General features: G+C 67.8%; 20 protein-coding genes, 1 tRNA gene, 1 other RNA gene and 2 pseudogenes. 13 read left to right on the top strand and 11 right to left on the bottom strand.

The window, feature by feature from the left end; all coding sequences use genetic code 11:
• Positions 1-3: 3 nt before the first annotated feature.
• Positions 4-100: signal recognition particle sRNA small type (ffs, locus tag G6N20_RS18240), an RNA gene on the bottom strand.
• A gap of 77 nt (positions 101-177) precedes the next feature.
• Here ffs and G6N20_RS18235 point away from each other — a divergent pair.
• Positions 178-266 (top strand) — tRNA-Ser (locus tag G6N20_RS18235).
• 90 nt (positions 267-356) lie between these two features.
• The gene (locus G6N20_RS18230; RefSeq protein ID WP_083048907.1) at positions 357-1199 is read left to right on the top strand and encodes a hypothetical protein; all 843 of its coding nucleotides are present in this window, start codon (positions 357-359) and stop codon (positions 1197-1199) included.
• 9 nt (positions 1200-1208) lie between these two features.
• On the opposite strand, the gene G6N20_RS18225 is transcribed toward G6N20_RS18230, so the two are convergent.
• Together G6N20_RS18225 and G6N20_RS18220 are read right to left on the bottom strand one after the other, a co-directional pair.
• Positions 1209-1946 carry an enoyl-CoA hydratase/isomerase family protein gene (locus G6N20_RS18225; protein WP_083048909.1) on the bottom strand — a complete coding sequence of 246 codons (738 nt, stop codon included), beginning with the start codon at positions 1944-1946 and terminating at the stop codon, positions 1209-1211.
• Positions 1947-1978: 32 nt separating this feature from the next.
• Positions 1979-2341: an ArsR/SmtB family transcription factor gene (locus G6N20_RS18220; RefSeq protein ID WP_083048912.1), complete on the bottom strand. Its 363-nt coding sequence runs from the start codon at positions 2339-2341 to the stop codon at positions 1979-1981.
• Between the two features lie 135 nt (positions 2342-2476).
• Between G6N20_RS18220 and G6N20_RS18215 the strand changes: the two genes are divergently transcribed.
• Both G6N20_RS18215 and G6N20_RS18210 read left to right on the top strand, forming a co-directional pair.
• Positions 2477-4420, top strand: a complete 1944-nt coding sequence (locus tag G6N20_RS18215; RefSeq protein ID WP_083048968.1) for a heavy metal translocating P-type ATPase — start codon at positions 2477-2479, stop codon at positions 4418-4420.
• A gap of 83 nt (positions 4421-4503) precedes the next feature.
• Positions 4504-4895 (top strand): annotated as a pseudogene (locus G6N20_RS18210) (hypothetical protein); the annotation flags it as partial.
• 406 nt (positions 4896-5301) lie between these two features.
• Here G6N20_RS18210 and G6N20_RS18205 read toward each other — a convergent pair.
• Positions 5302-5478, bottom strand: coding sequence for a hypothetical protein (locus G6N20_RS18205; RefSeq protein ID WP_158084760.1), 177 nt, complete (start codon positions 5476-5478; stop codon positions 5302-5304).
• Positions 5479-5496: 18 nt separating this feature from the next.
• Complete coding sequence (locus tag G6N20_RS18200; protein ID WP_083048918.1) at positions 5497-6876, bottom strand: cytochrome P450; 1380 nt, start codon at positions 6874-6876, stop codon at positions 5497-5499.
• 247 nt (positions 6877-7123) lie between these two features.
• Here G6N20_RS18200 and G6N20_RS22015 point away from each other — a divergent pair.
• Positions 7124-7458: pseudogene (locus tag G6N20_RS22015) on the top strand (cutinase family protein); the annotation flags it as partial.
• A 51-nt stretch (positions 7459-7509) separates the two neighbouring features.
• Complete coding sequence (locus G6N20_RS18190) at positions 7510-8487, top strand: NAD-dependent epimerase/dehydratase family protein (RefSeq protein ID WP_083048921.1); 978 nt, start codon at positions 7510-7512, stop codon at positions 8485-8487.
• Between the two features lies 1 nt (position 8488).
• Here the strand turns inward: G6N20_RS18190 and G6N20_RS18185 are convergent, their stop codons facing one another.
• On the bottom strand, positions 8489-8641 hold the full coding sequence (locus G6N20_RS18185) for a hypothetical protein (protein WP_163662641.1): 153 nt from the start codon (positions 8639-8641) through the stop codon (positions 8489-8491).
• Between the two features lie 148 nt (positions 8642-8789).
• Between G6N20_RS18185 and G6N20_RS18180 the strand changes: the two genes are divergently transcribed.
• From G6N20_RS18180 to G6N20_RS18160, 5 genes are all read left to right on the top strand, one after another.
• Positions 8790-9980 carry a zinc-binding dehydrogenase gene (locus G6N20_RS18180; RefSeq protein WP_083048924.1) on the top strand — a complete coding sequence of 397 codons (1191 nt, stop codon included), beginning with the start codon at positions 8790-8792 and terminating at the stop codon, positions 9978-9980.
• 816 nt (positions 9981-10796) lie between these two features.
• Positions 10797-12641 (top strand): FAD-dependent oxidoreductase, encoded by a 1845-nt coding sequence (locus G6N20_RS18175; protein ID WP_083048927.1) that lies wholly within the window; start codon positions 10797-10799, stop codon positions 12639-12641.
• Positions 12638-15844, top strand: a complete 3207-nt coding sequence (locus G6N20_RS18170; protein WP_083048929.1) for an MFS transporter — start codon at positions 12638-12640, stop codon at positions 15842-15844. Before G6N20_RS18175 ends, G6N20_RS18170 begins: the two co-directional genes overlap by 4 nt.
• Before the next feature lie 124 nt (positions 15845-15968).
• A complete protein-coding gene (locus G6N20_RS18165; protein WP_083048932.1) occupies positions 15969-16274 on the top strand; it encodes a hypothetical protein in 306 nt (101 codons plus the stop codon).
• The gene (locus G6N20_RS18160; RefSeq protein WP_083048934.1) at positions 16271-16849 is read left to right on the top strand and encodes a peroxidase-related enzyme; all 579 of its coding nucleotides are present in this window, start codon (positions 16271-16273) and stop codon (positions 16847-16849) included. Before G6N20_RS18165 ends, G6N20_RS18160 begins: the two co-directional genes overlap by 4 nt.
• A 150-nt stretch (positions 16850-16999) precedes the next feature.
• Here G6N20_RS18160 and G6N20_RS22320 read toward each other — a convergent pair whose 3' ends face one another.
• Positions 17000-17293 (bottom strand): TetR family transcriptional regulator, encoded by a 294-nt coding sequence (locus G6N20_RS22320; protein WP_083048937.1) that lies wholly within the window; start codon positions 17291-17293, stop codon positions 17000-17002.
• Between the two features lie 58 nt (positions 17294-17351).
• Here G6N20_RS22320 and G6N20_RS18150 point away from each other — a divergent pair, with 58 nt between their 5' ends.
• Positions 17352-18656, top strand: a complete 1305-nt coding sequence (locus tag G6N20_RS18150) for an acyl-CoA dehydrogenase family protein (RefSeq protein WP_083048971.1) — start codon at positions 17352-17354, stop codon at positions 18654-18656.
• A gap of 67 nt (positions 18657-18723) precedes the next feature.
• On the opposite strand, the gene G6N20_RS18145 is transcribed toward G6N20_RS18150, so the two are convergent.
• The gene (locus G6N20_RS18145; protein WP_083048974.1) at positions 18724-19179 is read right to left on the bottom strand and encodes a MaoC family dehydratase; all 456 of its coding nucleotides are present in this window, start codon (positions 19177-19179) and stop codon (positions 18724-18726) included.
• 302 nt (positions 19180-19481) lie between these two features.
• Between G6N20_RS18145 and ag85C the strand changes: the two genes are divergently transcribed.
• Positions 19482-20495 carry a diacylglycerol acyltransferase/mycolyltransferase Ag85C gene (ag85C, locus tag G6N20_RS18140; RefSeq protein WP_083048939.1) on the top strand — a complete coding sequence of 338 codons (1014 nt, stop codon included), beginning with the start codon at positions 19482-19484 and terminating at the stop codon, positions 20493-20495.
• 461 nt (positions 20496-20956) lie between these two features.
• Here the strand turns inward: ag85C and G6N20_RS18135 are convergent, their stop codons facing one another.
• The 3 genes from G6N20_RS18135 to G6N20_RS18125 form a co-directional block, all read right to left on the bottom strand.
• The gene (locus G6N20_RS18135) at positions 20957-22330 is read right to left on the bottom strand and encodes a maltokinase N-terminal cap-like domain-containing protein (RefSeq protein WP_083048942.1); all 1374 of its coding nucleotides are present in this window, start codon (positions 22328-22330) and stop codon (positions 20957-20959) included.
• Positions 22327-24132, bottom strand: coding sequence for a maltose alpha-D-glucosyltransferase (treS, locus tag G6N20_RS18130; RefSeq protein WP_083048977.1), 1806 nt, complete (start codon positions 24130-24132; stop codon positions 22327-22329). The genes G6N20_RS18135 and treS overlap by 4 nt, the downstream gene beginning before the upstream one ends.
• Positions 24133-24238: 106 nt before the next feature.
• Positions 24239-25291: a S1C family serine protease gene (locus G6N20_RS18125; RefSeq protein WP_083048945.1), complete on the bottom strand. Its 1053-nt coding sequence runs from the start codon at positions 25289-25291 to the stop codon at positions 24239-24241.
• Positions 25292-25434: the final 143 nt, after the last annotated feature.

Raw genomic sequence — 25434 nt, 5'->3', positions numbered from 1 at the left:
CTTACTGAGGGGACCCCGCGCACCCGACAGAGCCCGTTGACCCTTGCTGCCTTCCGGCCCTGGGGGAGTTCACAGGATAGACGCCGCGCGGGGTCCACCGCGAGTGTAGTACCCGGGTGCGGCCACTCGACGGTGACCGCAAGAGACGTGACCTTGCTCAGCGGCTACCATGACGGCGGAGGATTCGCCTAGTGGCCTATGGCGCTCGCCTGGAACGCGGGTTGGGTTAATAGCCCTCGCGGGTTCAAATCCCGCATCCTCCGCCATTGGTCTGAGTCTTTTCAAGGCGCGGACAAGCCCGGTCCGGGTTTCGGCCACCGCTAGACTGGCCCGAACCCACCAGCATGAGGAGGCGTATGGGGCGCAAGGTCGCCATGCTGTGGCACGCGTCGTTTGCGATCGGCGCCGGCGTCCTCTTCTTCTATTTCGTGTTGCCCCGCTGGCCGGAGCTCATGGGAGACACCCCGCACGCGGTGGGGACGACGCTGCGGATCGTGACGGGTGTGCTGATCGGGCTGACCGCGCTGCCGGTGGTGTTCACCCTGTTGCGCACCCGCAAGCCCGAGCTCGGCATCCCTGCGCTGGCCCTATCCATCCGGACGTGGTCGATCGTGGCCCACGTATTGGCCGGGGTGCTGATCGTGGGCACCGCGATCTGCGAAATCTGGCTGAGCCTGGATTCGGTCGGACAATGGCTGTTTGGGATCTACGGCGCCGCCGCCGCGATCGCGCTGCTCGGGATTTTCGCGTTCTACCTTTCGTTTGTCGCCGAGTTGCCGCCACCGCCGAAGCCGCTCAAGGCGAAGGAACCCAAGCGGCGGCGCGTCCGGCGCAAGAAGGGCGGCAAGGGCGCCGAGGCCGACACCGAAGCCGCCACCACAGTCGAAGAAGCCGCAGATGAAGAAGCCGTGGACAGCGAGGCCGTGGCAGCCGAGGCCGGCGCTGAGGAATCCGACAGGGCGGAGGTGCCCGTCGAGGCCGCCGTGGACACGCCGGAAGGCCCGGAACCCGACTCGGTGGTCGAGGAGACGCCCAAGCCCGCGGACACCGAGACTCCCAAGCCCGAGGACACCACCGAAAAGGCCGCCACAGAACCCGAAGCAGTGCCCGCGGAGCCCCGGTTACGTAACCGCCGCCCGAGCGGCAAAACCTCGCATCGGCGTAGGCGTACCCGAGGCGGGGTCGCCGTTGAGGAATAGCGCCGGTCGTCACCGGTGTCGCAGACGCTGCAGGTGGTCGGCGATCAGCTGGCGCGTCTGGTCTGCCCCCCACAGTTGACAGACCTCACGGTCGATATCGCCGGATTCACGGATTCGCGCCAAAGTCGGACCTCGTAGCCGGGCCTTGGTGTGCCGGTAGGCCTCGGCCGGGATGTCGCCGAGCTCGGATGCCTGCGCCACGGCCGTTTCGAGCAGACCTTCGGCGACCACACCGTGGGCAAGTCCGCTGCCGATAGCCTCTGCCCCTCGATAATTTCGGCCCCCGAGCAACACTTCCTCGGCGCGGTCTCCGCATGCGTAGCGCATGACCTCCAGCGCGGCGACCGGAAACGGTACCCCGACCCGTACCTCCGAGGCCCCGATCTGAGCATCGGGGCTGATCAAGCGGCGATCGCAGGCGCACGCCAGCACGCATCCCCCCGCGATGGCGGCACCGTTGATCGCGGCCACCGTCGGCCCTGGATAGCTAAACATCGCCTGGAACGCATCCGATAGCGCGGCGATCAGCCGCGTGGTGTAGTCGGCGCCGCCCGCCAGCACCCGCTTGAGGTCGACGCCGGCGCAGAATACCCGGCCGGCACCGGTCACGACGAGCGGGCCACCCCAGCCCGCTAGCTCGCGGAGGGCACCGGTGAGCTCGTCGAGCAGCTCGACATCCAGCGCGTTGACCCGACCCGCCGACAGGCTTAACGCTCGCACCGACCGCACGGCCCGGATCTCAATCACCGTGCCACCGCTTCACCGCCGCACTCCCCGGCTCAACTAGCGGTTTCGGGCTCGTCAGTTAGCCCGAGGCGAAGGTGCTCGCTGTGATAGATCGCCTCGTCAAGGAGTTGGGCGACGTGGTTGTCGTGCAGGCTGTAGACGATCGACCGCCCGGTGCGGGCACCGACCACCAGACCCAGGTTCCGCAGCACCCGCAGCTGCTGCGACACGGCGGATTGTTCCATGCCTATCGCCGCCGCCAGCTGTGTGACCGACAACCTGTGGTGGCGCAACTGGGTCAGGATCAGCAACCGGCTCGGCGTCGCCAGCGCCTGCAGGGTGGCCGCAACATGCACGGCGGCGTCGGGATCCAGCCGCGCGGCCGGGCGGTCGCGGCCCTGCACGCCATGTCCCATGCGGGACAGCGTACTCTTCCAAATACATGAACATCTATTCATTCGTTTTGGTATTGTTGGCCGTCCCGATTCTTTCCCCGGAGGCAGCTCGTGCTCGCATCCATCCGCCCCGCGGCCACGCTCGCACGCCCGTCGATGCCGCCCACCTGGCTGCCCACGCTGCCTGAAACACGGTGGGCCGCAATCGCGCTGACGTTCTTCCTGGTTGGCTTCGGCGATCAATGGGCCGGCGGCCCGCGCTGGGTGTGGTGGACGCTGTATCTGGTCTGCTACGGGGCCGGCGGATGGCGGCCGTGCCTGGCCGGGCTGCGGGCGTTGCGGGAAAAGACGCTGGACGTGGACCTGCTGATGGTCGCGGCCGCAATCGGTGCGGCGGCCATCGGGCAGATTGTCGACGGCGCCCTGCTGATCGTGATCTTCGCGACCTCCGGCGCGCTGGAAGCCCTGGCCACCGCACGCACCCAGGACTCGGTGCGCCGGTTGCTGGACCTGGCCCCCGACACGGCCACCCGGGTCGGCCCCGATGGCACCGAGGCGGTGGTCAAGGCCGCCGAGCTGCATCTCGGTGACGTGCTGGTGGTGCGGCCGGGTGAGCGCGTCGCCGCGGATGCCACCGTGATTTCCGGTTGCAGCGAGGTGGATCAGGCCACCATCACCGGCGAGCCACTGCCGATCGGCAAGACCGTCGGCGACGAGGTGTTCGCCGGCACCATGAACGGCACCGGCGCGCTGTGGATTCGGGTGGACCGCAGCCCCGCGGACTCGGTGGTGGCCCGGATCGTAGCCCTGGTGGAACGGGCCAGCCTGACCAAGTCGACGACCCAGCTGTTCGTGGAGAAGATCGAACAGCGCTACTCGATCGGCATGGTGGTGGTCACCATCGCGGTGTTCGTGATCCCGGTGCTGCTCGGTGAGCCTCCCCAGCGGGCGTTGTTGCGCGCGATGACGTTCATGATCGTCGCCTCCCCGTGCGCGGTGGTGCTGGCGACCATGCCCCCGCTGTTGGCCGCCGTCGCCAACGCCGGCCGTCACGGCGTGCTCGCCAAGTCCGCCAAGGTGATGGAGCAACTCGGCACGACAACGCGGCTCGCCTTCGACAAAACCGGAACCCTGACCCGTGGTACCCCCGAGTTGGCCGAAATCCGGGTGCTAGCTGCCGGATTGGGCAGCGACGACGTGTTGCGGCTGGCGGCTGCGGCCGAACTGCCCAGCGAACACCCCCTCGGCGCCGCCATCGTGGCGGCCGCCCGTGCCCGCGGCTTGGACCTGCCCCCTGTCGAGGTGTTCACGGCGCACCCTGGCCGCGGCGTCACCGCGCGTGTGGATGGTCAAGTCGTCGGCGTGGGGTCGCCACAGGCGCTGCTGCCCACCGACATCGCCGGCGGCGAGCTCACGGCCGCCGGCGATTCCCTCCAGCAGCGCGGATACACCCCGGTGCTGGTGACCTGCCAGCGGCGTCCGGTCGGACTGCTGGCGATCACCGACCAGCTCCGGCCAGAAGCGCCCGCGGCCCTGGCCGCCGCGCGCCGGCTGACCGGCATGTCACCGCTGCTGTTGACCGGTGATAACTCGGCCGCCGCGACGCGGCTCGCCGCCCGTGTCGGCATCACCGACGTTAGCGCCGGATTGCTGCCCCACGAGAAGGTCGCTGCCGTGCGACAACTACAGGCCGCCGGGCACAAGGTGACCCTGGTCGGTGACGGCATCAATGACGCCCCCGCGCTGGCGGCGGCCGACACCGGCATCGCGATGGGGGGCACGGGATCGGATCTGGCCCTGCAGACCGCCGATGCCGTGGTCGTGCGCGACGACCTCGCCGCCATTCCGACGGTGATCAACCTGGCCCGCCGGGCGCGCCGGGTGGTGGTGGCCAACCTGGTCATCGCCGCCGCCTTCATCGGTGTTCTGGTGATCTGGGACCTGGCCGGCACCCTGCCGCTGCCGCTGGGCGTGGCAGGCCACGAAGGCTCGACGATCATCGTCGGAATGAACGGGTTGCGGCTGCTGAGCACGGCGGCGTGGCGCCGTGCAGCCCGCGTCGACGGTGCGCGGACGCGGCGCCGTGTCGGGCGCCGATAGTTGGGATCGGTAGCGACCCAGGCGGACCTGCGCGGTTGCGATCGCAACCATCGGCTGCGCGTCGGCGCTGGTGGACTGCGCCGGCGGCGGGCGACCACACGACGACCGAGCGGCCGGTGTCGGAAGCCTACCCCGTCATCGCTCGGCACGCCCGGGCGCACGACGTCGCCCGTTGCTGGTTGTTCTCGGCCTCACCCGGTTGGCATCGGGTGCGCTGGAGCCCGCCGACCAGCGCTGGAAGCATGCCGAGCGGCACTGGCGAGAGTTGGGAAAGCCGCTGCATCTGCTCCGGATTCTGTTGCAGCGCAGCTACATAGCAATCTTCTGCGGCCGGTTCGCCGACGCCGTCGAGCTGATCGCCCAGGCCCGGGCGCTGCTGGACTCGTCGGCGCGCAGCAGCTGGCTTGCCCGGTCGGTCAGCCTCGACCACCGACAACAGATCAAGGCGCTGCTGGAATTGCAGGTGGCGGAATGAGATTGGTCGCCGACGCGGGACTGCGCAGCGCCGGCCCCGCCGCGCCGGCACCACCCCTGGTCGCGGTGCTGGAAGTCAGCGGCGCGGTGTTGTCCTGGACCGTCGACGCCCGCCCGGCGAAGCCGCGACCAGGATCACCTTCACCGACTTCTCCCGCGCCGACTGGCTGTGGCGGGCTCTCGGCGAGTCCGGGCACGCCGCGCTCGCTTCGACGGTCGGGGCCGGCGAGGAACCGCGCGGCATCGAACTCATCGGCGCCTCGAAGCGGTGGCGCCGATACGCAGGCTGGCCCTGGGCCATTGGTTGCGGCGCTGGTGGCCCGCCAGTCAGCGGGACGGCATCGCCGGCCTTCACCTTAACGCCATCCAGACCCTGCTGGCCGGGGGCTCGCCGGCCGGCGGGACGACTACGCGCGGGCCGCCGGCGCGAGCCCGCCGCCGGCCGTCGCCAGCTCCCGGGGCGTCGCGTCCATCAACCGGGGTGCGGTTCCGCCCGGAATTTTCGATGCCACCGAGGACACCGTCGACTGGGCGTCGAAACGGCCGGTCCGGCGGTGGTCGCCGTGGTGCGGCGCGGCCGTCATCGGACCGGATCCGCCCACCTACTGAGCGCCCAGTGTGAATCCCGCGACGCCGCGCCGGCGTGTCGTGTCGTGAGATTCACTGTCGCCCAAGGGCCGTCGGTGGACGACGACGCGGCCGCCGCGTCCGGGAGCGTTGGCGATGCCCCGCGAACGCACGGGCTCGTCGGCGCCCGACGTGGCCACGATGTCGAAGCTGCGTAGCAGCGTGCGCAGCGTGACACTCATCTCCATATTCGCAAACGCGGCGCCGATGCAGCGATGGACGCCGCCGCCGAACGGCACCCAGCTGTGGCCGTCGGGTGGGTTGCCGACAAACCGGTCGGGATTGAACGTGTCGGCGCGCGCGTAGTGCCGCTCCGAGCGGTGGGTGCCGACGATGTTGGCCAGGATTGCATATCCCTGGGGAATCACCCAGTCCCCCAGCCGAATTCGCGTCAGAGCCACCCGACCCGTGGTGACCACGACCGGGCGCACTCGCTGCACTTCCCAGATGACGGCCTGGCGAAACTCCGATCCGCCGGCGTCGACCTCCGCACGCAGCCGGCTGAGCACGGCCGGGTGTCGACGGATCCGTTCGATTGCCCATGCCAGCGTGGTGGCGGTGGTCTCGTGCCCGGCAGCAAGCAACGTCAGCAACTCGTCGGCGATGTGTCCATCGCTGATCGGTGAGCCATCGTCGTAGCGGGCCTGCAGCAGCAGTGCCAAGATGTCCTGGCGGGCGCTCAGCGCGGGGTCGACTCGAGCCTCGGCGATGAGCCGCGCAACGATCTGATTGTAGTGCCGGCGACCGGCGCAATAGCGGCCCCACGGGCTGCGCGGCCCGAGGTCGACGCGAAATTGCCGGGGCCGCGTGGTGAACCGCGACCCCAGGGGAACCCACCACGGCATCAGCTCGCGTAACTCGTCGAATTCGCTCCCGCTGGCACCGAACACGGTGCGCAAGATGACGTTCAGCGTGATCCGCATCATCGACGGCAGCGTCGCGAACTCTTTGCCCTCCGGCCAGGGCGCCGTTTCCCGCAACACCTCCTGCTCGACGATCGACTCGTAGCCGCGCATGCGCTTGCCGTGAAACGGTGGTACGAGCAGCTTGCGCCGCTCGCGGTGCTCGGGCCCATTGAGGCTGAAAGTCGAACCGGGGCCCAGCATCTCACCCAGCACCTGCGGTCGGCTGAGCAGTTCGTAGCCACCGCCGAACAATTCCTTGAGTAGTGCGGGGTCACTGACGACCACCGTCTTGCCCAGGATCGGCAGGCGCATCAAGGCGGCTTCGCCGTAGCGCCGTTCGATGCGCTGCGCCACCGCCCCGCGACGCAACAACACGGCCAACCCCTGCACGATGGAGGGCCATGGCGGTCCGGGCGGCAGCCGGACTGGATCGGTGGTCGCTGTCGCCATGGCCCGCCCTCCCGATGTGGTACCGCTGCGTACCAACAGTTTCTTTCCACGGTAGGCGATAGCGATACGGACCGCAAGAACTTGCCCGGCTGGCCCGTCGCTCGGGGCCATGCGATGGTTGAGTTGTCACCCGAACGGGATGGGTTGAGAACGCGGTCTGCCGGCTATACACCTCACGACGCCTCACGCAGTGAGCACCGCAAACCGATAAGGATTGACCCATGAGGCGACCCAGCAACAGCAGCCCGGCGGAAAGTCCCAAGGCGCGGCCGTTGCCGGTTACCACACCTCGGCGGCCGTGCCGCCGGGAGTGTCTGCCTCCGCGGTACCCGCGCCACTGGAATCCGAGATCGCCAACCACGTGGCCGCGGTCACCCTCTTCAAGCACCATCCGACCGATTCCTGCAACGCCACGGTGCGCCACCGATGGTCATCGGTCCTCGGTATCGGCCCAAGACCCTGCGATCGTGCGCGGCGGGTGACGGCGCCTGTGGTGCCGGCGACAACCCCGTCTCGCATGTTCTCTACCCGGTCAACGGCATGACCTGCCGGGGCGCGGACTTCGCCGCAAGTCGGCTGTAGCGGCGTGCCCCCGAGGAGGGGCTCGGCGGCCCACCGTTGCAGAATCGCACCATGCGTGTTCTGGTCACCGGCGGTACGGGATTCGTGGGCGGCTGGACCGCCAAGGCGATCGCCGATGCGGGCCATTCGGTCCGGTTCCTGGTACGAACTCCCGCAAAGCTGGCAACCTCGGTTGCCAAACTCGGCGTCGACGTGTCGGACTACGCCGTCGGGGACATCAAGGACCGTGACGCGGTGCGCGAGGCATTACACGGATGCGACGCCGTGGTGCACAGCGCCGCCCTGGTCGCCACCGACCCGCGTCAGACCGCGCAAATGCTGAGCACGAACATGGAGGGCGCCCGAAACGTCCTCGGTCAGGCCGTCCAACTCGGACTCGATCCGGTCGTGCACGTGTCGAGCTTTACCGCGCTTTTCCAACCCAGCCTGCGGACGCTGCGGGCGGACCTGCCGGTGGTCGGCGGCACCGATGGGTACGGAATATCCAAGGCCCAGGTTGAAATTTATGCCCGCGGTTTGCAGGACGCCGGCGCCCCGGTCAGTATCAGCTATCCCGGCATGGTGCTCGGTCCGCCCGTCGGCGACCAATTCGGTGAGGCCGGGGAGGGCGTCCGGGCGGCGCTGCAGATCCACACGATTCCGGGGCGCAACGCAGCCTGGTTGGTCATCGACGTCCGTGATCTGGCCGCGCTGCACGCGGCGCTGCTGGAACCCGGGCACGGACCGCGCCGCTATATGGCCGGCGGGCATCGGATTCCGGTGGGCGAGCTGGCGAACATGCTGGGGCGGGTGGCCAATACGACGATGCTGGCCGTCCCCGTTCCCGACACCGTGCTGCGGGTGGCGGGGACATTGCTGGACCTGGCTGGGCCGTATCTGCCGTTCGGGAATCCGTTCACCGCAGCGGGGATGCAGTATTACACCCAGATGCCGGAGTCCGACGATTCGCCCAGCGAGCAAGAACTCGGCATCACCTATCGGGATCCACGCGACACCATCGCCGACACCGTCGCGGCCATTCGCGGTTGAGTCAATGGCTCCCCTCGTGCGGCGCGGTGTCGTCCTCGTCGCCGTGCTCGGCAGGCGGCGCATCCTTCAGCCACTTGCGCAGCCGAAGAAGCTCGTTGACGACGATGCCGAGGCCCAGCAGCACCAGGCTCGTCACCACGATCGCCGTGGTCACGTACTCCATGGTGACAGGCCGGTCGGGTCAGCTCCCGGCGACCGTCACCCGCCACGAATCGACTTTCCACCGATGGCGCCTGTGGCCTAGGCGGTGCAGGGTGGATGTAGCCGAAAGTCCCTGACCGTCAGCCGAGAGGATCTGCGCGATGAAGGCAGTGACCTGCACCAACGGCAAGCTCAAGGTCGTCGACCGGCCAACCCCGACGCCGGCCAAAGGCCAATTGCTGATCGAGGTGCTGCGCTGTGGCATCTGCGGATCGGACCTGCATGCGCGCCTGCACTGCGATGAACTCGCCGACGTGATGGCCGAATCTGGCTACCACGCCTTCATGCGGTCCAATCAGGACGTCGTGTTCGGACACGAGTTCTGCGGCCTGGTGGTCGACCACGGTCCCGGCAGCCGCAACACCCCCCGGCTCGGTACCCCGGTCGTCGCCATGCCGTTGCTGCGGCGCGGCACAAACGAGGTGCATGGGATCGGGCTATCAGCGATGGCGCCCGGCGCCTACGCCGAGCAGCTCGTCGTCGAGCAGTCGCTGACGTTTGTCGTCCCGAACGGGTTGGCGCCCGAGATCGCCGCGCTGACCGAGCCGATGGCCGTCGGGTGGCACGCCGTCCGGCGCGGCCAGGTGGGCAAGGACGACGTCGCGATCGTGATCGGATGCGGGCCGATCGGCCTCGCAGTGATCTGCATGCTCAAGTCGCGCGGGGTGCGCACCGTGATCGCCAGCGACTTTTCACCCGGCCGTCGTGCGCTCGCCACCGCCTGCGGCGCGGACACCGCCGTCGATCCCGCGCAGGACTCGCCGTACACCGTGGCAGCTGGCCTGGGACAGGGAAAGGGACACCTGCAGAGCGTCCTCGACGCGTTCGACCTCGCGGTCGGCACGGTCGAAAAGCTGCAGCGGCTACGGCTGCCGTGGTGGCACCTCTGGCGGGCCGCCGAAGCCGTCGGCGCCGCCGGCCCCAAGCGCCCCGTCATCTTCGAATGTGTTGGCGTTCCAGGCATTATCGATGACATCATCGCGAGCGCTCCGCTGTTCTCGCGCGTCGTCGTGGTTGGCGTGTGCATGGGCTCCGACCACATCCGGCCGGCGATGGCGATCAACAAAGAGATCGACCTGCGGTTCGCGCTCGGCTACACGCCGCTCGAGTTTCGGGACACCTTGCACATGCTCGCTGGCGGCAAGGTCACCGCCGCGCCACTGATCACCGGAACGGTCGGTCTACCCGGCGTCGAGGCAGCTTTCGATGCGCTCGGCGATCCCGAGGCGCACGCAAAAATCTTGATCGACCCCAAAAGCGACGCCGCCAGCCCACAGCAGCGCCGGATCTGATCCCCAAAGGCCGCAATTCCGCGCAGCGTGATGAAAACCTGCCATCGGCCGGCTCGGCGTCGAGTGTTCGGGCGGATCCGGGTGCATGCCGACGCACTTCGATGACAGCGCGACACCGCGGCTTCGTTCGCGGCCGTTCGATGTCGGAATGTGTTGATTCGGAGCCACGCAACGATGACCACGCGTGGGACCACGCGTGGGACAGCCACCGTCCACCGACAGCAGGACACCGATTTCATGCGCCGGACGACTTGGCGCTCAACACATCTGCTGGTAAACACTTCATGCGGGCCGCTCTGGCATACCCCGTAATCCCGGATGGCGCACTGCGATAAGCCGCTACCCGGATTCATGCGTTCGATGTACGAAGGAGGTGTTCTCATGTGCCACGAGCTGCCATTCTGCGATACGGGTCGAAGACTCGCCCTCATCTTCCGGACCGAGCACACGATCGACTGAACACGTCCGCGCCGACCAAACCGACGAACGCTCGCTGAGCACACACCACCCTGCCGCGCAGGTTTATTCGGCTAGCCGCATGCCCTGACCAGCACCACCTCTCACAAGAACGGGAACTGGAGCCACCCTCACCGTGCTAACCGTCTGCGCCAGTGCTCCACCCGCTTTGGACGCCGGGCCGGGCAGCCCGGGCCGACGGCGCCAGCACGCAGACGACGCAGACGCCCCACCGAGGCCAGCTCGCCTGCCCGCATCGACAGCGGCACCGCTGCCGGCGGCCTTCGGCTCGCTACCCGGGCAAAGGCTACACCCCGCGCCGGCGAGCGGGCCGGCTGACCTTCTTCGTCAGGAGACCGCATGAATCCGCCAAAGTCTACCGAACCGCACGTCGTCATCGCCGGTGCCGGCATCGCGGGGATGGCTGCCGCCATGCTGTTGGCCGAAGCCGGCGTGCGGGTCACGTTGTGCGAAGCCGCACCCGAAGCCGGGGGCAAGGCCAAGAGTCTTCGCCTCCCGGATGGTCACCCGACCGAGCACAGCTTGCGGGTCTATACGGACTCCTATCAGACCCTGCTGACCCTATTCTCACGCATCCCCACCGAGGATGGCATGACAGTGTTGGACAATCTGGTTGGCGTGAGCCTGGTTTCGGCTGCCGAACGGGCCGTGATTGGCCGAGTGGCCGCGCCCGTTCCGTTGAAACGTGGGCGGTCGACCTTCGCGCGAATCGTTGACCGGGCGATTGAACCGGTTCGGCAGCTAGGCCGGATTCTGTCGCGGACCCCGTTGGTGATCGTCGGTCTGGCCCAACGAGGACTGGCGCCCGTCGAGGTGATCCACTACCTCTACGCGCATCTACGCCTGCTGTGGATGTGCAGGGAACGACTCTTCGCCGAGCTGAGCAACATCTCATACGGCGACTATCTGCGGTTCAGCCGCAAATCTCGCCAGGCGCAGGAATTCTTTGCCGCCTTGCCGCGCATTTACGTCGCGGCGCGCCCGAGCGCGGAAGCGGCGGCGATCGCTCCCATCGTTCTCAAGGGGCTGTTTCGCCTGAAAAGCACTTGCCCGCAAGCCCTCAACGACGTCAAGCTGCCCTCGATCATGATGATGGATGGACCGACCAGCGAGCGCATGGTCGATCCCTGGATTCGTCACCTACGAAATCTCGGCGTCGACATGCATTTCGGCACGCGTGTCAGCGGTCTCGAGTTCGGGGACGGCCGGGTCACCGCGCTGCTGGCGGCCGATGGCCGCAGATTCGCCTGCGACTACGCCATTCTCGCTGTTCCCTATCTGACGCTGCGTGAGATGACCAAATCCGATCCTGTCACGCGGCATCTTCCGCAACTCGCGCGGCAGCATGCCATCGCGCTCGAGGCGTCGAACGGAATCCAGTGCTTTCTGCGTGACATCCCCCCGACGTGGCCGTCGTTCATCCGCCCCGGCGTGGTCATCGCGCATGTGCAGAGCGAGTGGTCCCTGGTCTCCGTTCTGCAGGGGCGCGGCTTTTGGCGAAACGTCTGGCTGCCGGAAGGAACCAACTACGTGCTGTCCATCACCTGGAGTGATGTGGACAGGCCCGGTCCGGTTTTCCATCGGCCGCTGACGGCATGCACGCCCGAGCAGATCGTGACCGAGTGCCTGGCGCAGTGCGGCCTCGATCGGTCGCACATCCAGGGTTGGCGGATCGATCATGAGCTGACGCACCTCGACGAGGCCGACTACGAAAGGCTGGCCAGCGTGCTGCCTCCGCATCTTGCCTCGGCTCCGGCGGATGGCAAGCGCATGGTCAATTTCTCGCCGCTGACCATCTTGATGCCCGGTGCTCGGCACCGATCTCCGGGCATCTGCACGGACGTGCCCAACCTCTTTCTCGCCGGTGAAGCGATCTATTCACCCGAGTTGACGTTGTTTGTTCCCACCATGGAAAAGGCCGCAAGTTCTGGCTATTTGGCCGCCCACCAGATCATCGGCGTGGCGGCGTCCGGCGCCACGCCGCGACTGCGGATCGACTTCCGTGATCCCGCCCCATTCGCGGTGCTGCGGCGGCTGGATCGATGGTGGTGGCACCGCCGCCGAACTCCGGCGCAGCCGCCTGACAACCAACGAGATTTGTTGCGCAGCAAGTCCACCGTTGCACCCGCGGCGTCGCCACACCATCGCCCTACCCCACCAACCCCAACCTGGAGCGCACCATGACCGTCGACACCCTACCCACCACCAAGGCGGGGCCCGTCGGAGACACCGGGCCCGTCGAACCCGGCGGACGAGGCCGTCGCGCCGCGGCCCCACTCACCCGGCGCCGCCAGCCCTCCTCGGCCGCGGTGCTGCTGGTCGCGGCGTTTGGTGCCTTCCTCGCTTTCCTAGACTCCACGATCGTCAACGTCGCGTTCCCCGACATTCAACGGTATTTCCACAGCGACATCAGTGACCTGTCCTGGGTGCTCAACGCCTACAACATCGTCTTCGCCGCGTTCCTGGTGGCCGCCGGCAAGCTCGCCGACCTGCTGGGCCGCAAGCGGATGTTCATCTGTGGCGTCGTGTTGTTCACGGTGGCGTCCGGCCTGTGCGCGGTCGCCGATAGCGTCGGGCAGCTGGTCGCGTTTCGGGTGTTGCAGGGCATCAGCGCGGCGGTTCTGGTCCCGGCATCGTTGGGGCTGGTCGTCGAGGCCTTCCCGGCCGGGAAGCGAGCGCACGGGGTCAACCTTTGGGGTGCGGCGGGGGCCATCGCCGCGGGCCTGGGCCCGCCGATCGGAGGTGCCCTCGTTGAGGCGTTGAGCTGGCGGTGGGTGTTCTTGGTGAACCTTCCGCTGGGAGTGGTGGCCGTGCTTGCGGCTCGGCGGGCGCTGGTGGAAAGCCGCGCCTCCGGACGTCGGCGGGTGCCCGACTTGCGTGGCGCGGCGCTGCTGGCCATCGCGTTGGGGTTGCTGACGCTGGGGTTGATCAAGGGACCGGACTGGGGGTGGGCCAGCCCGCCGGCCAGCGTGTCCTTGGGGGCCGCGGCGGTCGCGATGGTCGGGTTTGTCATCAGCTCACGACGGCACCCGGCGCCGCTGGTCGAGCCCACGCTGTTGCGCGTCCGCTCGTTCGTGGCCGGCAGCGGGCTCACCGCCATCGCCAGCGCGGGCTTCTACGGCTACCTGCTGACGCACGTGCTGTTCCTGACCTACGTGTGGGACTACACGCTGCTGCAGGCCGGCCTGGCGGTGGCCCCCGCCGCGCTGATCGCCGCGGTCGTTGCGGCGCTGCTTGGCCGGGTCGCCGACCGGCACGGCTATCGGCTGATCGTCGGCGTCGGCGCGCTGACCTGGGTTGCCAGCCTGCTGTGGTACCTCGAGGTTGTCGGGTCCCAGCCCAACTTTCTCGGTGAATGGCTGCCCGGCCAGATCCTGCAAGGAATCGGCGTGGGCGCCACGTTACCGCTGCTCAGCAGCGCAGCTCTGGCCGGGTTGGCCGCGGGCGGCAGCTACGCCACCGCTTCGGCGGTGATCGGCGCCATCCGCCAGGTGGGTGCCGTCATCGGCGTCGCGCTGCTGGTGGTCCTGATCGGCACCCCGGCACCTGGGGCGGCCGAGGAGGCGTTGCGCCGCGGATGGGCGATGGCCGCGATCTGCTTCGCGGCGGTCGCGGTCGGCGCGGTGTCGCTGGGCCGCATCCGTCCGGTCCCCGCGGCGGCGGTGGCATCCCCACCCGCGCCGCCGGTCGCTCCGTTGCGGTCGCAACCGCCGCGACCCGCGCGGGTCTCCACGCCGGCCGCGGGGGTGGTCCCGATGCCCAAGGCGTCCCCCGAGGTCGACATGCTGGCGGCCCTGCGGTGTGCCCGACCGCACGCGCAGCAGGTTGAGCTGGCGGCGGGTTCGTACTTGTTCCGCGCCGGCGATGTGTCCGATGCGCTGTATGTGGTGCTGCGCGGTCGCCTGCAGGTGCTCGACGGCGACGGCGGGCGGGACGACGTGGTCGCCGAGCTGGGCCGCGGCCAGGTGGTCGGCGAGCTCGGGGTGCTGCTCGGCGCGCCCCGCTCCGCGACGGTTCGCGCCGTGCGTGACTCCTCCCTGGTGCGCGTGACCAAGGCCGAATTCCACAAGACCGCCGACGCCGGCGTGCTCGGGGCACTGGCGGGGGTACTGGCCATACGGCAGCACCAGACCCGCACCGCCTCCCAGCGGACAACGCCCGAGGTCGTGATCGCGGTCATCGGCGCGGACACCTGTGCCCCGGTGGCGATGGTGGCCACCCAATTGTGCGCGGCGCTGTCGCCTTGGCTGCGCGCGATCGCCCCCGGCCGGGTCGACCGCGACGGGTTGGAACGCGCCGAGCGGGTCGCCGACCGGGTGGTGTTACACGCGTCGGTCGATGACCTGCACTGGCGCAACTTCTGTTTGCGCGTCGCCGACCGCGTGGTGCTGGTCGCCGGCAACCCCGCCCCGCCTCGAGCACCGCTGCCGGCCCGAGCGGCCGGCGCTGACCTGGTGCTGGCGGGACCACCCGGCGACCGGGAGCACCGGCGTGCCTGGGAGGTGTTGATCACGCCGAGGTCGACGCATCCGGTCCGCCGCACGCGCGCCGCCGCTGACCTGCGCGTGCTCGCCGCGCGCATCGCGGGGCGTTCGGTCGGGCTGGTGCTCAGCGGGGGCGCCGCACGGGCGTGTGCCCACCTCGGCGTGCTGGAGGAGTTGGAGGCCGCCGGGGTTACCGTCGACCGGTTCGCCGGCACCAGCATGGGGGCAATCATCGCCGCTCTGGCCGCCAGCGGCCTGGACGCCGCCGGTGTGGACGCGCAAATCTATGAACACTTCGTGCGCAAGAGCCATGGCGACTACACCCTGCCGAGCAAGGGGCTCATCCGCGGCAGGCGCACCCGGGCCTCCCTGCGCACCATCTTCGGAGACCGGTTGGTGGAGGAGCTGCCCAAGCACTTCCGCTGCGTCAGCGTCGACCTGCTGGCCCGGCGGCCCGTCGTGCACCGCCGTGGGCTGGTCGCCGACGTTGTCGGCTGCTCGATGCGGCTGCCGTTCCTGTATGCGCCGATGCCCTACGACGGCACCCTGCACGTCGATGGTGGGGTGTTGGACAACGTGCCGGTCACCACGCTGGTGGGCAAGGACGGCCCGCTGATCGCGGTGAACGTGGCCTCCGGCGGAAACCCTAGCCCCGCCTCCGGCAGCCATCGCCGCGGCAAACCACGGGTGCCCGGCCTCACCGACACCCTGCTGCGCACCATGACAATCAGCAGCGCGATGGCGTCCGCGGAGGTGCTGGCTCAGGCCGACCTGGTGATCAAGCCCAACCCGGTCGGCGTCGGATTGATGGAGTACCACCAGATCGACCGTGCCCGAGAGGCCGGCCGGATCGCGGCCCGGGAAGCGTTGCCACAGATCATGGACCTGGTTTACCGCTGCTAGAGCACTACTGAGCACTAGGCCCTAAACCTGCGGCGGCGGGCGCCCCGCTCCGCCCCGCTCTCCGCTGCGAGATCTCCCGTCGCGCGCCTAGGGTTACAGCGGAGGAGAGGATGCGACACGTCTCATGGAGGATCGACACCCACAGTTGCGATCGGCGCTTCGCCATGTGGTTCTTGACGGCCCGGCCACCGCGGATGCCGGCCTGCGCCGGGCCGCCTACCGCGCGGACGGCCTAGCGGAACCGCTTAACGGATACCTGGACAAGCTGCGCCGGCACGCCTACCGAGTGCAGGACAGCGACATCGAGGCGTTACACCGTGCCGGCCATTCCGACGACCAGATATTCGAACTGACTGTCGCCGCCGCGCTCGGTGCCGGTGACACCCGGCTGCGGGCGGGTTTGACCGCGCTCAACGAGGTCCTGCGATGAGGCTGCACAACGTCGCCCACGGACGAGGTGCCGGCCGGTTTGCGTTGGCGCTGATGCGACTGGTCACCGGCCGCGACGTGCCCGACATCATCAAGGTGCGCTATTACCGGCCGCGGTTTTTCGGCAAGCCGTTCTTCCAACTCGCTCAGGCCGTGCTCCGGGGCCCGTCGCCGTGGACGATCGGCGAGCGGGAGCTATTCGCGGCGTTTGTGTCGGCGTGCAACCGCTGCCAGTTCTGCGCCACCACCCACCAGGCGGTGGCGTCAAGCGTCCTCGACCCCGCCCTCACGGTCGCGGTGGTAACCGATTGGCGCACAGCCGATGTGGACGACAAGGTGAAGGCCACCCTAGGACTGTTGGAGAAGCTCACTCGCAGGCCCGACGAGGTGGGCCCAGCCGATATGCGCGCGGTGCTCGACGCCGGCGTCAGCCCGGACGCCATCCGCGACGCCATCGAGGTCTGCGCGTTGTTCAACACGATCAACCGGGTGGCCGATGGCCTCGACTTCGCGCTACCCACGGCCGCCGATCGCGCCTTCAGCACCCGGGTTCTTCTCAAGCTCGGGTATCGCTGAGCGACACCCCGGCGCAGCGTCGCGCCACGTCCGGTGCTCCCGCTCCCGGTCAGGTGGTCGTGTGGTTCAGCGAACACGGGGCGGCCGAGGCAGCTGATGGCGGCGCGGCCACGCCGCCCCTGATACGCCAGCACACCGTTGAGCAGGATGTCAGTGACCTGGGCTGCGTGTTCTGAAAAGACCGTTGAATTGTTGGTGCAACAGGTTGTGGCTGATCCCCAACTCGTTGGCCAACGCCCGCAGCGACACCCCGTGATAGCCCTGGGTGGCGAAGGCATGCAGGCCACCTCGAGAACGCGATCTTCGCTGACCGGGGAATGTCCCATGGGTGGCCGGCCTCGCCGTCGGGTGGCCTTCTTGGCGGCTGCAGTCATGGTGTATTTGGGCAGGCGCGTGCGGTGCACAGCGCCCGGTCGAGGCCGGGGGTCCGGGTTTCTCCCGCATCTAGGATGGCTCCATCAACGATGCCGGTGCGACGGCGCGCCGGGGAACGGTGCCGACGATGTGGGACTTCGAAACGGACCCGGAATACCAGGCCAAGCTGGACTGGGTGGAACGATTCATGGTCGAGGAGCTGGAACCGCTCGATCTGGTCGCCCCTAATCCATACGACAAGAGGAATCCCAAGGTAATGGCGATCCTGCGGCCGTTACAGCAGCAGGTCAAGGACCAGGGACTCTGGGCCGCGCATCTGCGTCCCGAACTCGGAGGTCAGGGGTTCGGTCAGGTCAAGCTCGCGTTGCTCAACGAAATCATCGGGCGCTCCCGGTGGGCGCCGTCGGTGTTCGGTTGTCAGGCACCGGACTCGGGCAATGCCGAGATCCTGGCGCTGTTCGGCACCGACGAGCAGAAGGCGCGTTACCTGCAACCGCTACTCGACGGTGAGATCACCTCCTGCTATTCGATGACCGAGCCGCAGGGTGGTTCCGATCCAGGGCTGTTCGTCACGGCCGCCACCCGCGACGCCTCGGCAGACGGGGGCTGGATCATCAACGGGGAGAAGTGGTTTTCCACCAACGCCAGGCACGCGTCGTTCTTCATCGTCATGGCCGTCACCAACCCCGAGGCGCGTACGCACGAGAAGATGTCACTGTTCATCGTTCCGGCCGAGACACCGGGCATCGAGATCGTGCGCAATGTCGGTGTGGGGACAGAACCATCGGACCATGCCAGTCACGGGTATGTGCACTACCACGATGTCCGGGTGCCGGCCGATCACCTGCTCGGCGGCGAAGGCCGGGCATTCATGATCGCGCAGACTCGGCTCGGCGGCGGCCGCATTCATCACGCGATGCGCACGATTGCGTTGGCACGCAAAGCATTCGACATGATGTGCGAGCGTGCGGTATCGCGCAAGACCAGGCATGGCAAACTGGCGGATTTGCAGATGACCCAGGAGAAGATTGCCGACAGCTGGATCCAGATCGAGCAGTTCCGGCTGTTGGTGCTGCGCACCGCTTGGCTGATCGATAAGCATCAGGACTATCAGAAGGTGCGCCGGGACATCGCCGCGGTGAAGGTCGCGATGCCTCAGGTGCTCCACGATGTCGTGCAACGGGCGATGCACCTGCATGGTGCCCTGGGTGTCTCCGATGAGATGCCGTTCGTCAAGATGATGGTGGCCGCCGAATCACTCGGTATCGCCGATGGTGCCACGGAGCTGCACAAGATGACGGTCGCTCGTCGCACGCTACGTGAATACCAGCCGGTGACCACGCCCTTTCCCTCACAGCACGTTCCGACGCGGCGCGCGGAAGCCGCGGCCAGGCTGGCCGAAAGCCTCGAACACGCGATCGCCGAATTCTGACCCGCGAGCAGACGCAAAAGCACCCAATTCGGGCACGAAATGGGGGCTTTTGCGTCTGCTCGCGCTACTACGAGATGTAGCGCACGATGCTCTCAGCCACACACGCCGGTTTGGCCGATCCCTCCACCTCCACGGTGGTCGACACGGTCGCCTGTACGGCACCGTCGCCGAGGTCCTCGACCCCGACCAGCGAGCTGGTCGCACGCACCCGAGAACCGACCGGCACGGGCGCCGGGAAGCGGACTTTGTTGAGGCCGTAGTTGATTGCGAGCTTGATGCCCTTGACGGTGTAGATCTGCTGTTGCAGCCGCGGGAGCAACGCCAGGGTCATGAACCCATGGGCGATCGTCGTGCCGAAGGGACCCGAAGCCGCCCGTTGCGGGTCGACGTGGATCCATTGGTGATCGCCCGTCGCGTCGGCAAATAGGTTGACCTCGTCTTGGCGGATCGTCACCCAGTCGCTCTGCCCGATCGCCTCGCCGACGGCGGCGGCCAGGTCGGCAACGGACTCGAAGGTGCGTATGGCGGTCTCCTCTGCTCGCGGGTAAGCATAGAACCCATGCGGCTGCTGTTGATTGCCGACACCCATGTCGACCAGCGCCATCCTCCACCAAGTCGGACCAGCCAACAGTGGCCAGAATGTGACGATTCCGGGTCGACGCTCAATCGTTAGCCAACCGCGACCTAGCGCCGCGGCCGCGACAACCGAATTCCGCTGTCTCCCTGTGCTTCACTCTCCCCTGAAGGATTCAACCCCGAAAGATTCAACCGATACAGAATCGACCGCGTCATGCGGCAGATGAAAGTTGGGATGGGTAGGGAGCAATGTCGTTCTTCGAAGAGGTGCGCAGGTTGCGTGGCGCGGCGGCGGCCATGTCGCGCCGGCTGGCTATCGCGGCCGCAGGGGCTGCCCTGTTGTCCGGTCTCGTCTGCGCCGTCGGCGGCTCGGCGACCGCCGCGGCGTTCTCCAGGCCCGGTCTTCCGGTGGAGTACTTGCAGGTGCCGTCCCCGTCGATGGGCCGCAGCATCAAAGTCCAGTTTCAGGGCGGCGGACCGCATGCGGTCTACCTGCTCGACGGCCTGCGCGCGCAGGACGATTACAACGGCTGGGACATCAACACCCCGGCATTCGAGGAGTACTACCAGTCCGGCCTCTCGGTGATCATGCCGGTCGGCGGCCAGTCCAGCTTCTACACCGACTGGTACCAGCCGTCGCAGAGCAACGGCCAAAGCTACACCTACAAGTGGGAGACATTCCTGACCAGAGAGATGCCCGCCTGGCTGCAAGCCAACAAGGGCATTTCGCCGACCGGCAATGCGGCAGTGGGCCTTTCGATGTCGGGTGGTTCCGCGTTGATCCTGGCCGCGTACTACCCGCAGCAGTTCCCGTACGCGGCGTCATTGTCGGGCTTCCTCAACCCATCCGAGGGCTGGTGGCCGACCTTGATCGGCCTGGCGATGAACGACTCGGGCGGGTACAACGCCAACAGCATGTGGGGGCCGTCCACCGACCCGGCGTGGAAGCGCAACGACCCGATGGTCCAGATTCCGCGGCTGGTCGCCAACAACACCCGGATCTGGGTCTACTGCGGTAACGGCACACCCAGCGACCTGGGCGGCGACAACATGCCGGCGAAGTTCCTGGAAGGGCTCACCTTGCGTACCAACCAGACGTTCCGGGACACCTACGCCGCCTCGGGCGGGCGCAACGGGGTGTTCGACTTCCCGTCGAACGGCACCCACTCATGGCCGTATTGGAACCAGCAATTGGTTGCCATGAAGTCCGACATCCAGCAGGTGCTCAACGGCGGTGCCGGCGGAGCCGGCGGCGCCGCATAGGAGCCACCGCTCGAAAGCCCGGCCAGCATCGGCGGCAGCGTAACGGCCAGCGCTGCCGCCGATGCTTCATTGGCCGTCCGCGAAGGCTAGGGTAACCAGTAGCTGGTTGCCGGACTTGAGGTTCCAGAATCTCTGGGATGTCGCCTGAGCTGGTCAAAAACAGCCCTATCGGGCGCCATGCGGGCCACCGTAGCGTGTTGTCACATCGGCAACATTGGCCGCTGCGGGACAGGATGCTCATTGTGCGCGCCTCAGCGCGACACCCGGGCTTCCAGAGGGTGTGCGGCGACCGAGACGTAGACGCGACCGAGACGCTCCTCATCGATTGTGTTGGCTGTCGCTACAAGGCGGGCACTTCGCATGCTCACCAAAACAGAGACTCAAGTGACGAATGTGACAGAGTTGCTCAGTGGGCCCCGGCCAGGCGCAGCCGCAGCGCACCGCCGCCCCGGTGACCCGCGTTAATCAGTGGTCCAGCGAGCAATCGAACGGAGGGGAATCGGCAACCATCCTGGCCGATGCCGCGCCTCATAGCCCGTCTCGTAGACCGCCTTGTCGAGTTCGTAGGCGGTCAGCAGCAGCGCCGACTCCCGCGGGTCGGTCCCGGATGCGGCCGCATATCCGTCGCAGAACGCGGTGCGGTTGCGCTGCACCCATTCCCGGGCGCGCGCGGCCAACTGCTTGTCGCCGCCCTGGTCCACCAGCGGCCCATAGGCGGCGTATTCGAAGGAGCGCAACACGCCGGCCACGTCACGCAACGGCGAATCCGGCGCCCGCCGCTCACTGAGGGGCTGTCCCGGCTCACCTTCGAAGTCGATCAGCAGCCAGGTCTCCGGCGTGCGTAGCACCTGGCCCAGGTGCAGATCCCCGTGGACCCGCTGAACGGTGATCGGCTCGTCGGTGAGCTTGGCGAATCGCTCGGCAATCGTCGCCGCGTAGCCGCCCAGGTCCGGCACGGCCGCCACGGCTGACGACAGTCGCCGCAGCGCCTTGTCCACCGGGAACGTCGCCTGCGCGGTGCCGAGGCTGTCGGCCAGCGTGGCGTGCACGGAGGCGACGGCTTCGCCGAGCCGATACGACTCACCGGCGAAATCGCCGCCGACCTCGTGCGCGTACAAGTCGCCCTCGGCGAACAGGTCACGCACGCTGGTGGTGGCCATCGCCCAGCCTTCGGCGGCATTGGCCGCATACGTGGTCGCCATCCCCAGCGGGCACGCCGCGCCCGGGGAGTCATCCGGCCCCCCACCGGGCCACGCGATCTCGTAGGTGCCCAGCAGCCGCGCCACATGCGGGTTGCCGGCGCGCCCGAGCACTCGGTTGAGCTCGATATCGGGATGGATGCCCGCGCGCAGCCGGCGGAACACCTTGAGAATGACCCCGCGATCGAAGATCACGCTGGTGTTGGTCTGCTCGGCGTCGCAAACTCGTGGATACGCCTCCACGGGCAGTTCGACGTCGGGCTCCCGGGCGAAGGTGACTTCGGCGCCCGCCGAGCCGCGTCCGGCCGACCTGGCGATCAGCGACAGCAGAAATTGGGGTGCCGTGGCGTCATAGAGCGCGTCGCAAGCCGTGCGGCCGTCCGCAACACCGATGGTGGCCAGCGCGCCGTACCCCGAGACCGGCTCGGCGTCCCACCCGACGAGCACCTGGTAACGCTCCGTGAAGCCGTCGGCGTAGACAACGTCGACCAGTGCCAGGTCAAGTCCGTCCCGCAACGGCACCACCACCGCGGGCTCGGCCGCGGACGGTTCGCGGCCGCGTCCCGCATACCAACGCTGCTGCGGAAGCCAATCCGACCATGGCAGCTTGGCGGGCAGCGCGGCCGAGTGGGTCATGGGCGCCGCTCCTCCTCGGATGCCGACAACTGAAACCAGTAGAACCCGTGTCCGGGAAGGGTCAGTAAATAGGGCAAATGCCCGATGCGCGGAAACTCCACATGGCCGGTCAGCTCGACCGGTGTGTAGTTGTTCCACTCCTGCAGGTTGAGCTCGATGGGCTGCGGAAACCGCGACAAGTTGTTGACGCACAACACCAAGTCCCGCTCGGCGGCGCCGCCGTCGGCCGGGGTCTCCCGCACAAACGCCAGGATGGACGGGTTGGAGCCTCCCAGCTCCTGGAAGGTCCCGACGGCGAATGCCCGGTGGCGGCGGCGCACCGCAAGCATGGTGCGGGTCCAGTTGAGCAACGAGGTCGAGGTGTCCCGCTGCGCCTCGACGTTGACCGCCTGGTAGCCGTACACGGGATCCTGGCTCGGCGGCAGGTAGAGCCGGCCCGGGTTCGCCGTGGAGAATCCGGCGTTGCGGTCCGGTGTCCACTGCATCGGAGTCCGCACCCCGTCGCGGTCCCCCAGCCAAATGACGTCGCCCATGCCGATCTCGTCACCGTAATAGAGCACCGGCGAGCCGGGCAGTGAAAGCAGCAGCGCGGTGAACAGCTGGATCTGATCGCGGTCGTTCTCCAGCAGCGGCGCCAGGCGGCGGCGGATGCCGACGTTCGCCTTCATCCGCGGATCCTTGGCGTATTCCGCATACATGTAGTCGCGTTCCTCGTCGCTGACCATTTCCAGGGTCAGCTCGTCGTGGTTGCGCAGGAAGATCCCCCACTGAGCCATATCGGGGATGGGTGGCGTCTGCGCCAGGATCTCCGAGATCGGAAAACGCGACTCCCGGCGGACCGCCATGAAGATGCGCGGCATCAGCGGGAAGTGGAACGCCATGTGGCATTCGTCGCCGCCGGTGCTGGGATCGCCGAAGTACTGCACGACGTCGCCCGGCCACTGGTTGGCCTCGGCCAGCAGCACGCGGCCGGGAAACTCGTCGTCCACCACCTTGCGGACGCGCTTGAGGAAGGCGTGCGTCTCGGGCAGGTTCTCGCAGTTGGTGCCCTCACGTTCGAAAAGGTAGGGCACCGCGTCCAAGCGGAACCCGTCGATGCCCAGACCGAGCCAAAAGCGCAGCACGTCGATCATCGCTTCCTGCACGGCCGGGTTCGCGTAATTGAGGTCCGGCTGGTGGGAGAAGAACCGGTGCCAGTAAAACTGGCGACGCACCGGATCGAATGTCCAGTTGGATTCCTCGCTGTCGACAAAAATGATCCGGGCCTCGGCGTACTTGTCGCTGGTGTCGCTCCAGACGTAGTAATCACCATATGGCCCCTCGGGATCCCGGCGTGACTCCTGGAACCACGGGTGCGACTCGGAGGTGTGGTTCATCACCATGTCGGTGATGACGCGGATGCCCCGTCGGTGTGCGGCATCGACCAGCGCGACGAAATCATCGACGGTACCGAATTCGGGCAGCACCTTGTAGAAGTCCCGGATGTCGTAGCCACCGTCACGCAGCGGCGAGTCGTAGAACGGCGGCAGCCAGATGCAGTCGATGCCCAGCCACTGCAGGTAGTCCAGCCGGTCGATGAGCCCGCGCAAATCCCCACAGCCATCGGCGCTGGCGTCGAAGAAGGCCCGGACCAGCACCTCGTAGAAGACGGCGTGCTTGAACCAGGTTGGGTCCGCCGGCAGCGCCGCGGCGTTGCCGAAGTCCTTGGCCTGCGGGTGCTCGACCACTCCCCCTTCGACATGGCTGCCCTGCGCGGGACGGTGCGCTGAATCGCCCCGGACGGCGGCTGCCGCGTCGTTCATCGGTTCCACGATGCCAGGGATACCCGACTCGAGCCCGCGAGTCACGGCCCAATCACGGTCCACACCAAACGAATTGGCCTGCCAGCGGGGAGTGCTCACGCGGTGATCAGGCCGGCGGCCCCTCGGCCAAGGTCACGTTCTCGGTGCGCGCAACCCCGGATTTGGACGTCCAGCTAATCGAGATCACGTCCCCGGGGTGATGGCCGTTGAGCGCATCCGACATCGCGGTCGCCGAGTTGATGGGTGCACCGTCGACCGCGGTGATCACATCGCCGGTGGCGATCCCGATCGACGCGGCGGGAGCGCTGCCCACCACGCGCTGCACCCGGGCGCCGTTGCCGTTGTTGTCCACGACACCTAGGCCGAGGAAGGCCGTGGGCCCGATGTGCACGGTGGGCGACCCGGCGCCGGAGCGGATCTGCCCGGCGACCGCCATCGCCTGACCGATCGGAATGGCAAAGCCCTGGCCGTGGGACAGCTGGAAGTTTTCCGAAGCGGCCGTGTTCATGCCGACGACCTGTCCCAGGCCGTTGACGATGGGCCCGCCCGAGTCGCCCGGGGCGATCGCGGCGTCGAACTGAATCAACCCGTTCAGCGTCTCTTCGACGCCGGTCAAGGCGTCGGAAGCCTGCACGGTCTGGCCCAGCGCGATCACCCGGCCGGGCACCGCACGCGGCGTGCCGCCCTGGCCACCGGTGTTGCCCAACGCCACGATCGGCTCGCCGACGGCGACCCCGCCACCGATGGTGGCGGTGGGCAGGCCAGTGGCGCCTCGAAGCTGCAATACCGCGACATCTTGGGTGCGGTCATAACCGACCACGTCGACACCGTAGGTGCGGCCGTCACCGACGCTGTACGCGCTGATATCGGTGGCACCGGAGATCACGTGGTTGTTGGTCAGCACGACACCGTTGGGATCGATGACGATGCCGGTCCCGGCCCCCACCGCGTTGTTGTAGCCCAGCTTGGTGTTGATGTTGACCACCTGCGGGCCCACCTGGGCGACCGCCGCCGACGGGTCGAGCGGCAGCGAGGGGAAATCCTTCAGCGGCGCCGCGTGCCCGGGCACCGGCGCCGTCGCCACGCCCAAACCGAACACAACAGCCAACACCGCGACCAACCATGACCACCTGGCTAAACGGTGGCGCGATTTGCTCATCCCGTAACCTCCTGCATTCGGATAAGACTCCGCATTGTCCCAGCCTCAGGGTCCGGGCGGCACGACTTTGTCTATATCACCGTAATCCACGATAGCTGTCACGGACCCCGCACAGCCCGGCCCGATGGCACCGCCCGCCGCCG

Source organism: Mycobacterium shinjukuense (assembly GCF_010730055.1).
Lineage (GTDB): Bacteria > Actinomycetota > Actinomycetes > Mycobacteriales > Mycobacteriaceae > Mycobacterium > Mycobacterium shinjukuense.
The sequence above is the reverse complement of the archived record's forward strand: the minus strand, read 5'-3'. Positions and strand labels throughout refer to the sequence as shown.

Bases quoted from the DNA above. Each gene is read 5' to 3' on its own strand.
- G6N20_RS18230 (WP_083048907.1), top strand. From the start codon at position 357: ATGGGGCGCAAGGTCGCCATGCTGTGGCACGCGTCGTTTGCGATCGGC.
- G6N20_RS18220 (WP_083048912.1), bottom strand. From the start codon at position 2,341: ATGGGACATGGCGTGCAGGGCCGCGACCGCCCGGCCGCGCGGCTGGAT.
- G6N20_RS18215 (WP_083048968.1), top strand. From the start codon at position 2,477: ATGCCGCCCACCTGGCTGCCCACGCTGCCTGAAACACGGTGGGCCGCA.
- G6N20_RS18205 (WP_158084760.1), bottom strand. From the start codon at position 5,478: ATGACGGCCGCGCCGCACCACGGCGACCACCGCCGGACCGGCCGTTTC.
- G6N20_RS18200 (WP_083048918.1), bottom strand. From the start codon at position 6,876: ATGGCGACAGCGACCACCGATCCAGTCCGGCTGCCGCCCGGACCGCCA.
- G6N20_RS18190 (WP_083048921.1), top strand. From the start codon at position 7,510: ATGCGTGTTCTGGTCACCGGCGGTACGGGATTCGTGGGCGGCTGGACC.
- G6N20_RS18180 (WP_083048924.1), top strand. From the start codon at position 8,790: ATGAAGGCAGTGACCTGCACCAACGGCAAGCTCAAGGTCGTCGACCGG.
- G6N20_RS18175 (WP_083048927.1), top strand. From the start codon at position 10,797: ATGAATCCGCCAAAGTCTACCGAACCGCACGTCGTCATCGCCGGTGCC.
- G6N20_RS18170 (WP_083048929.1), top strand. From the start codon at position 12,638: ATGACCGTCGACACCCTACCCACCACCAAGGCGGGGCCCGTCGGAGAC.
- G6N20_RS18165 (WP_083048932.1), top strand. From the start codon at position 15,969: ATGGAGGATCGACACCCACAGTTGCGATCGGCGCTTCGCCATGTGGTT.
- G6N20_RS18160 (WP_083048934.1), top strand. From the start codon at position 16,271: ATGAGGCTGCACAACGTCGCCCACGGACGAGGTGCCGGCCGGTTTGCG.
- G6N20_RS22320 (WP_083048937.1), bottom strand. From the start codon at position 17,293: ATGCGGGAGAAACCCGGACCCCCGGCCTCGACCGGGCGCTGTGCACCG.
- G6N20_RS18150 (WP_083048971.1), top strand. From the start codon at position 17,352: ATGTGGGACTTCGAAACGGACCCGGAATACCAGGCCAAGCTGGACTGG.
- ag85C (WP_083048939.1), top strand. From the start codon at position 19,482: ATGTCGTTCTTCGAAGAGGTGCGCAGGTTGCGTGGCGCGGCGGCGGCC.
- G6N20_RS18135 (WP_083048942.1), bottom strand. From the start codon at position 22,330: ATGACCCACTCGGCCGCGCTGCCCGCCAAGCTGCCATGGTCGGATTGG.
- treS (WP_083048977.1), bottom strand. From the start codon at position 24,132: ATGAACGACGCGGCAGCCGCCGTCCGGGGCGATTCAGCGCACCGTCCC.
- G6N20_RS18125 (WP_083048945.1), bottom strand. From the start codon at position 25,291: ATGAGCAAATCGCGCCACCGTTTAGCCAGGTGGTCATGGTTGGTCGCG.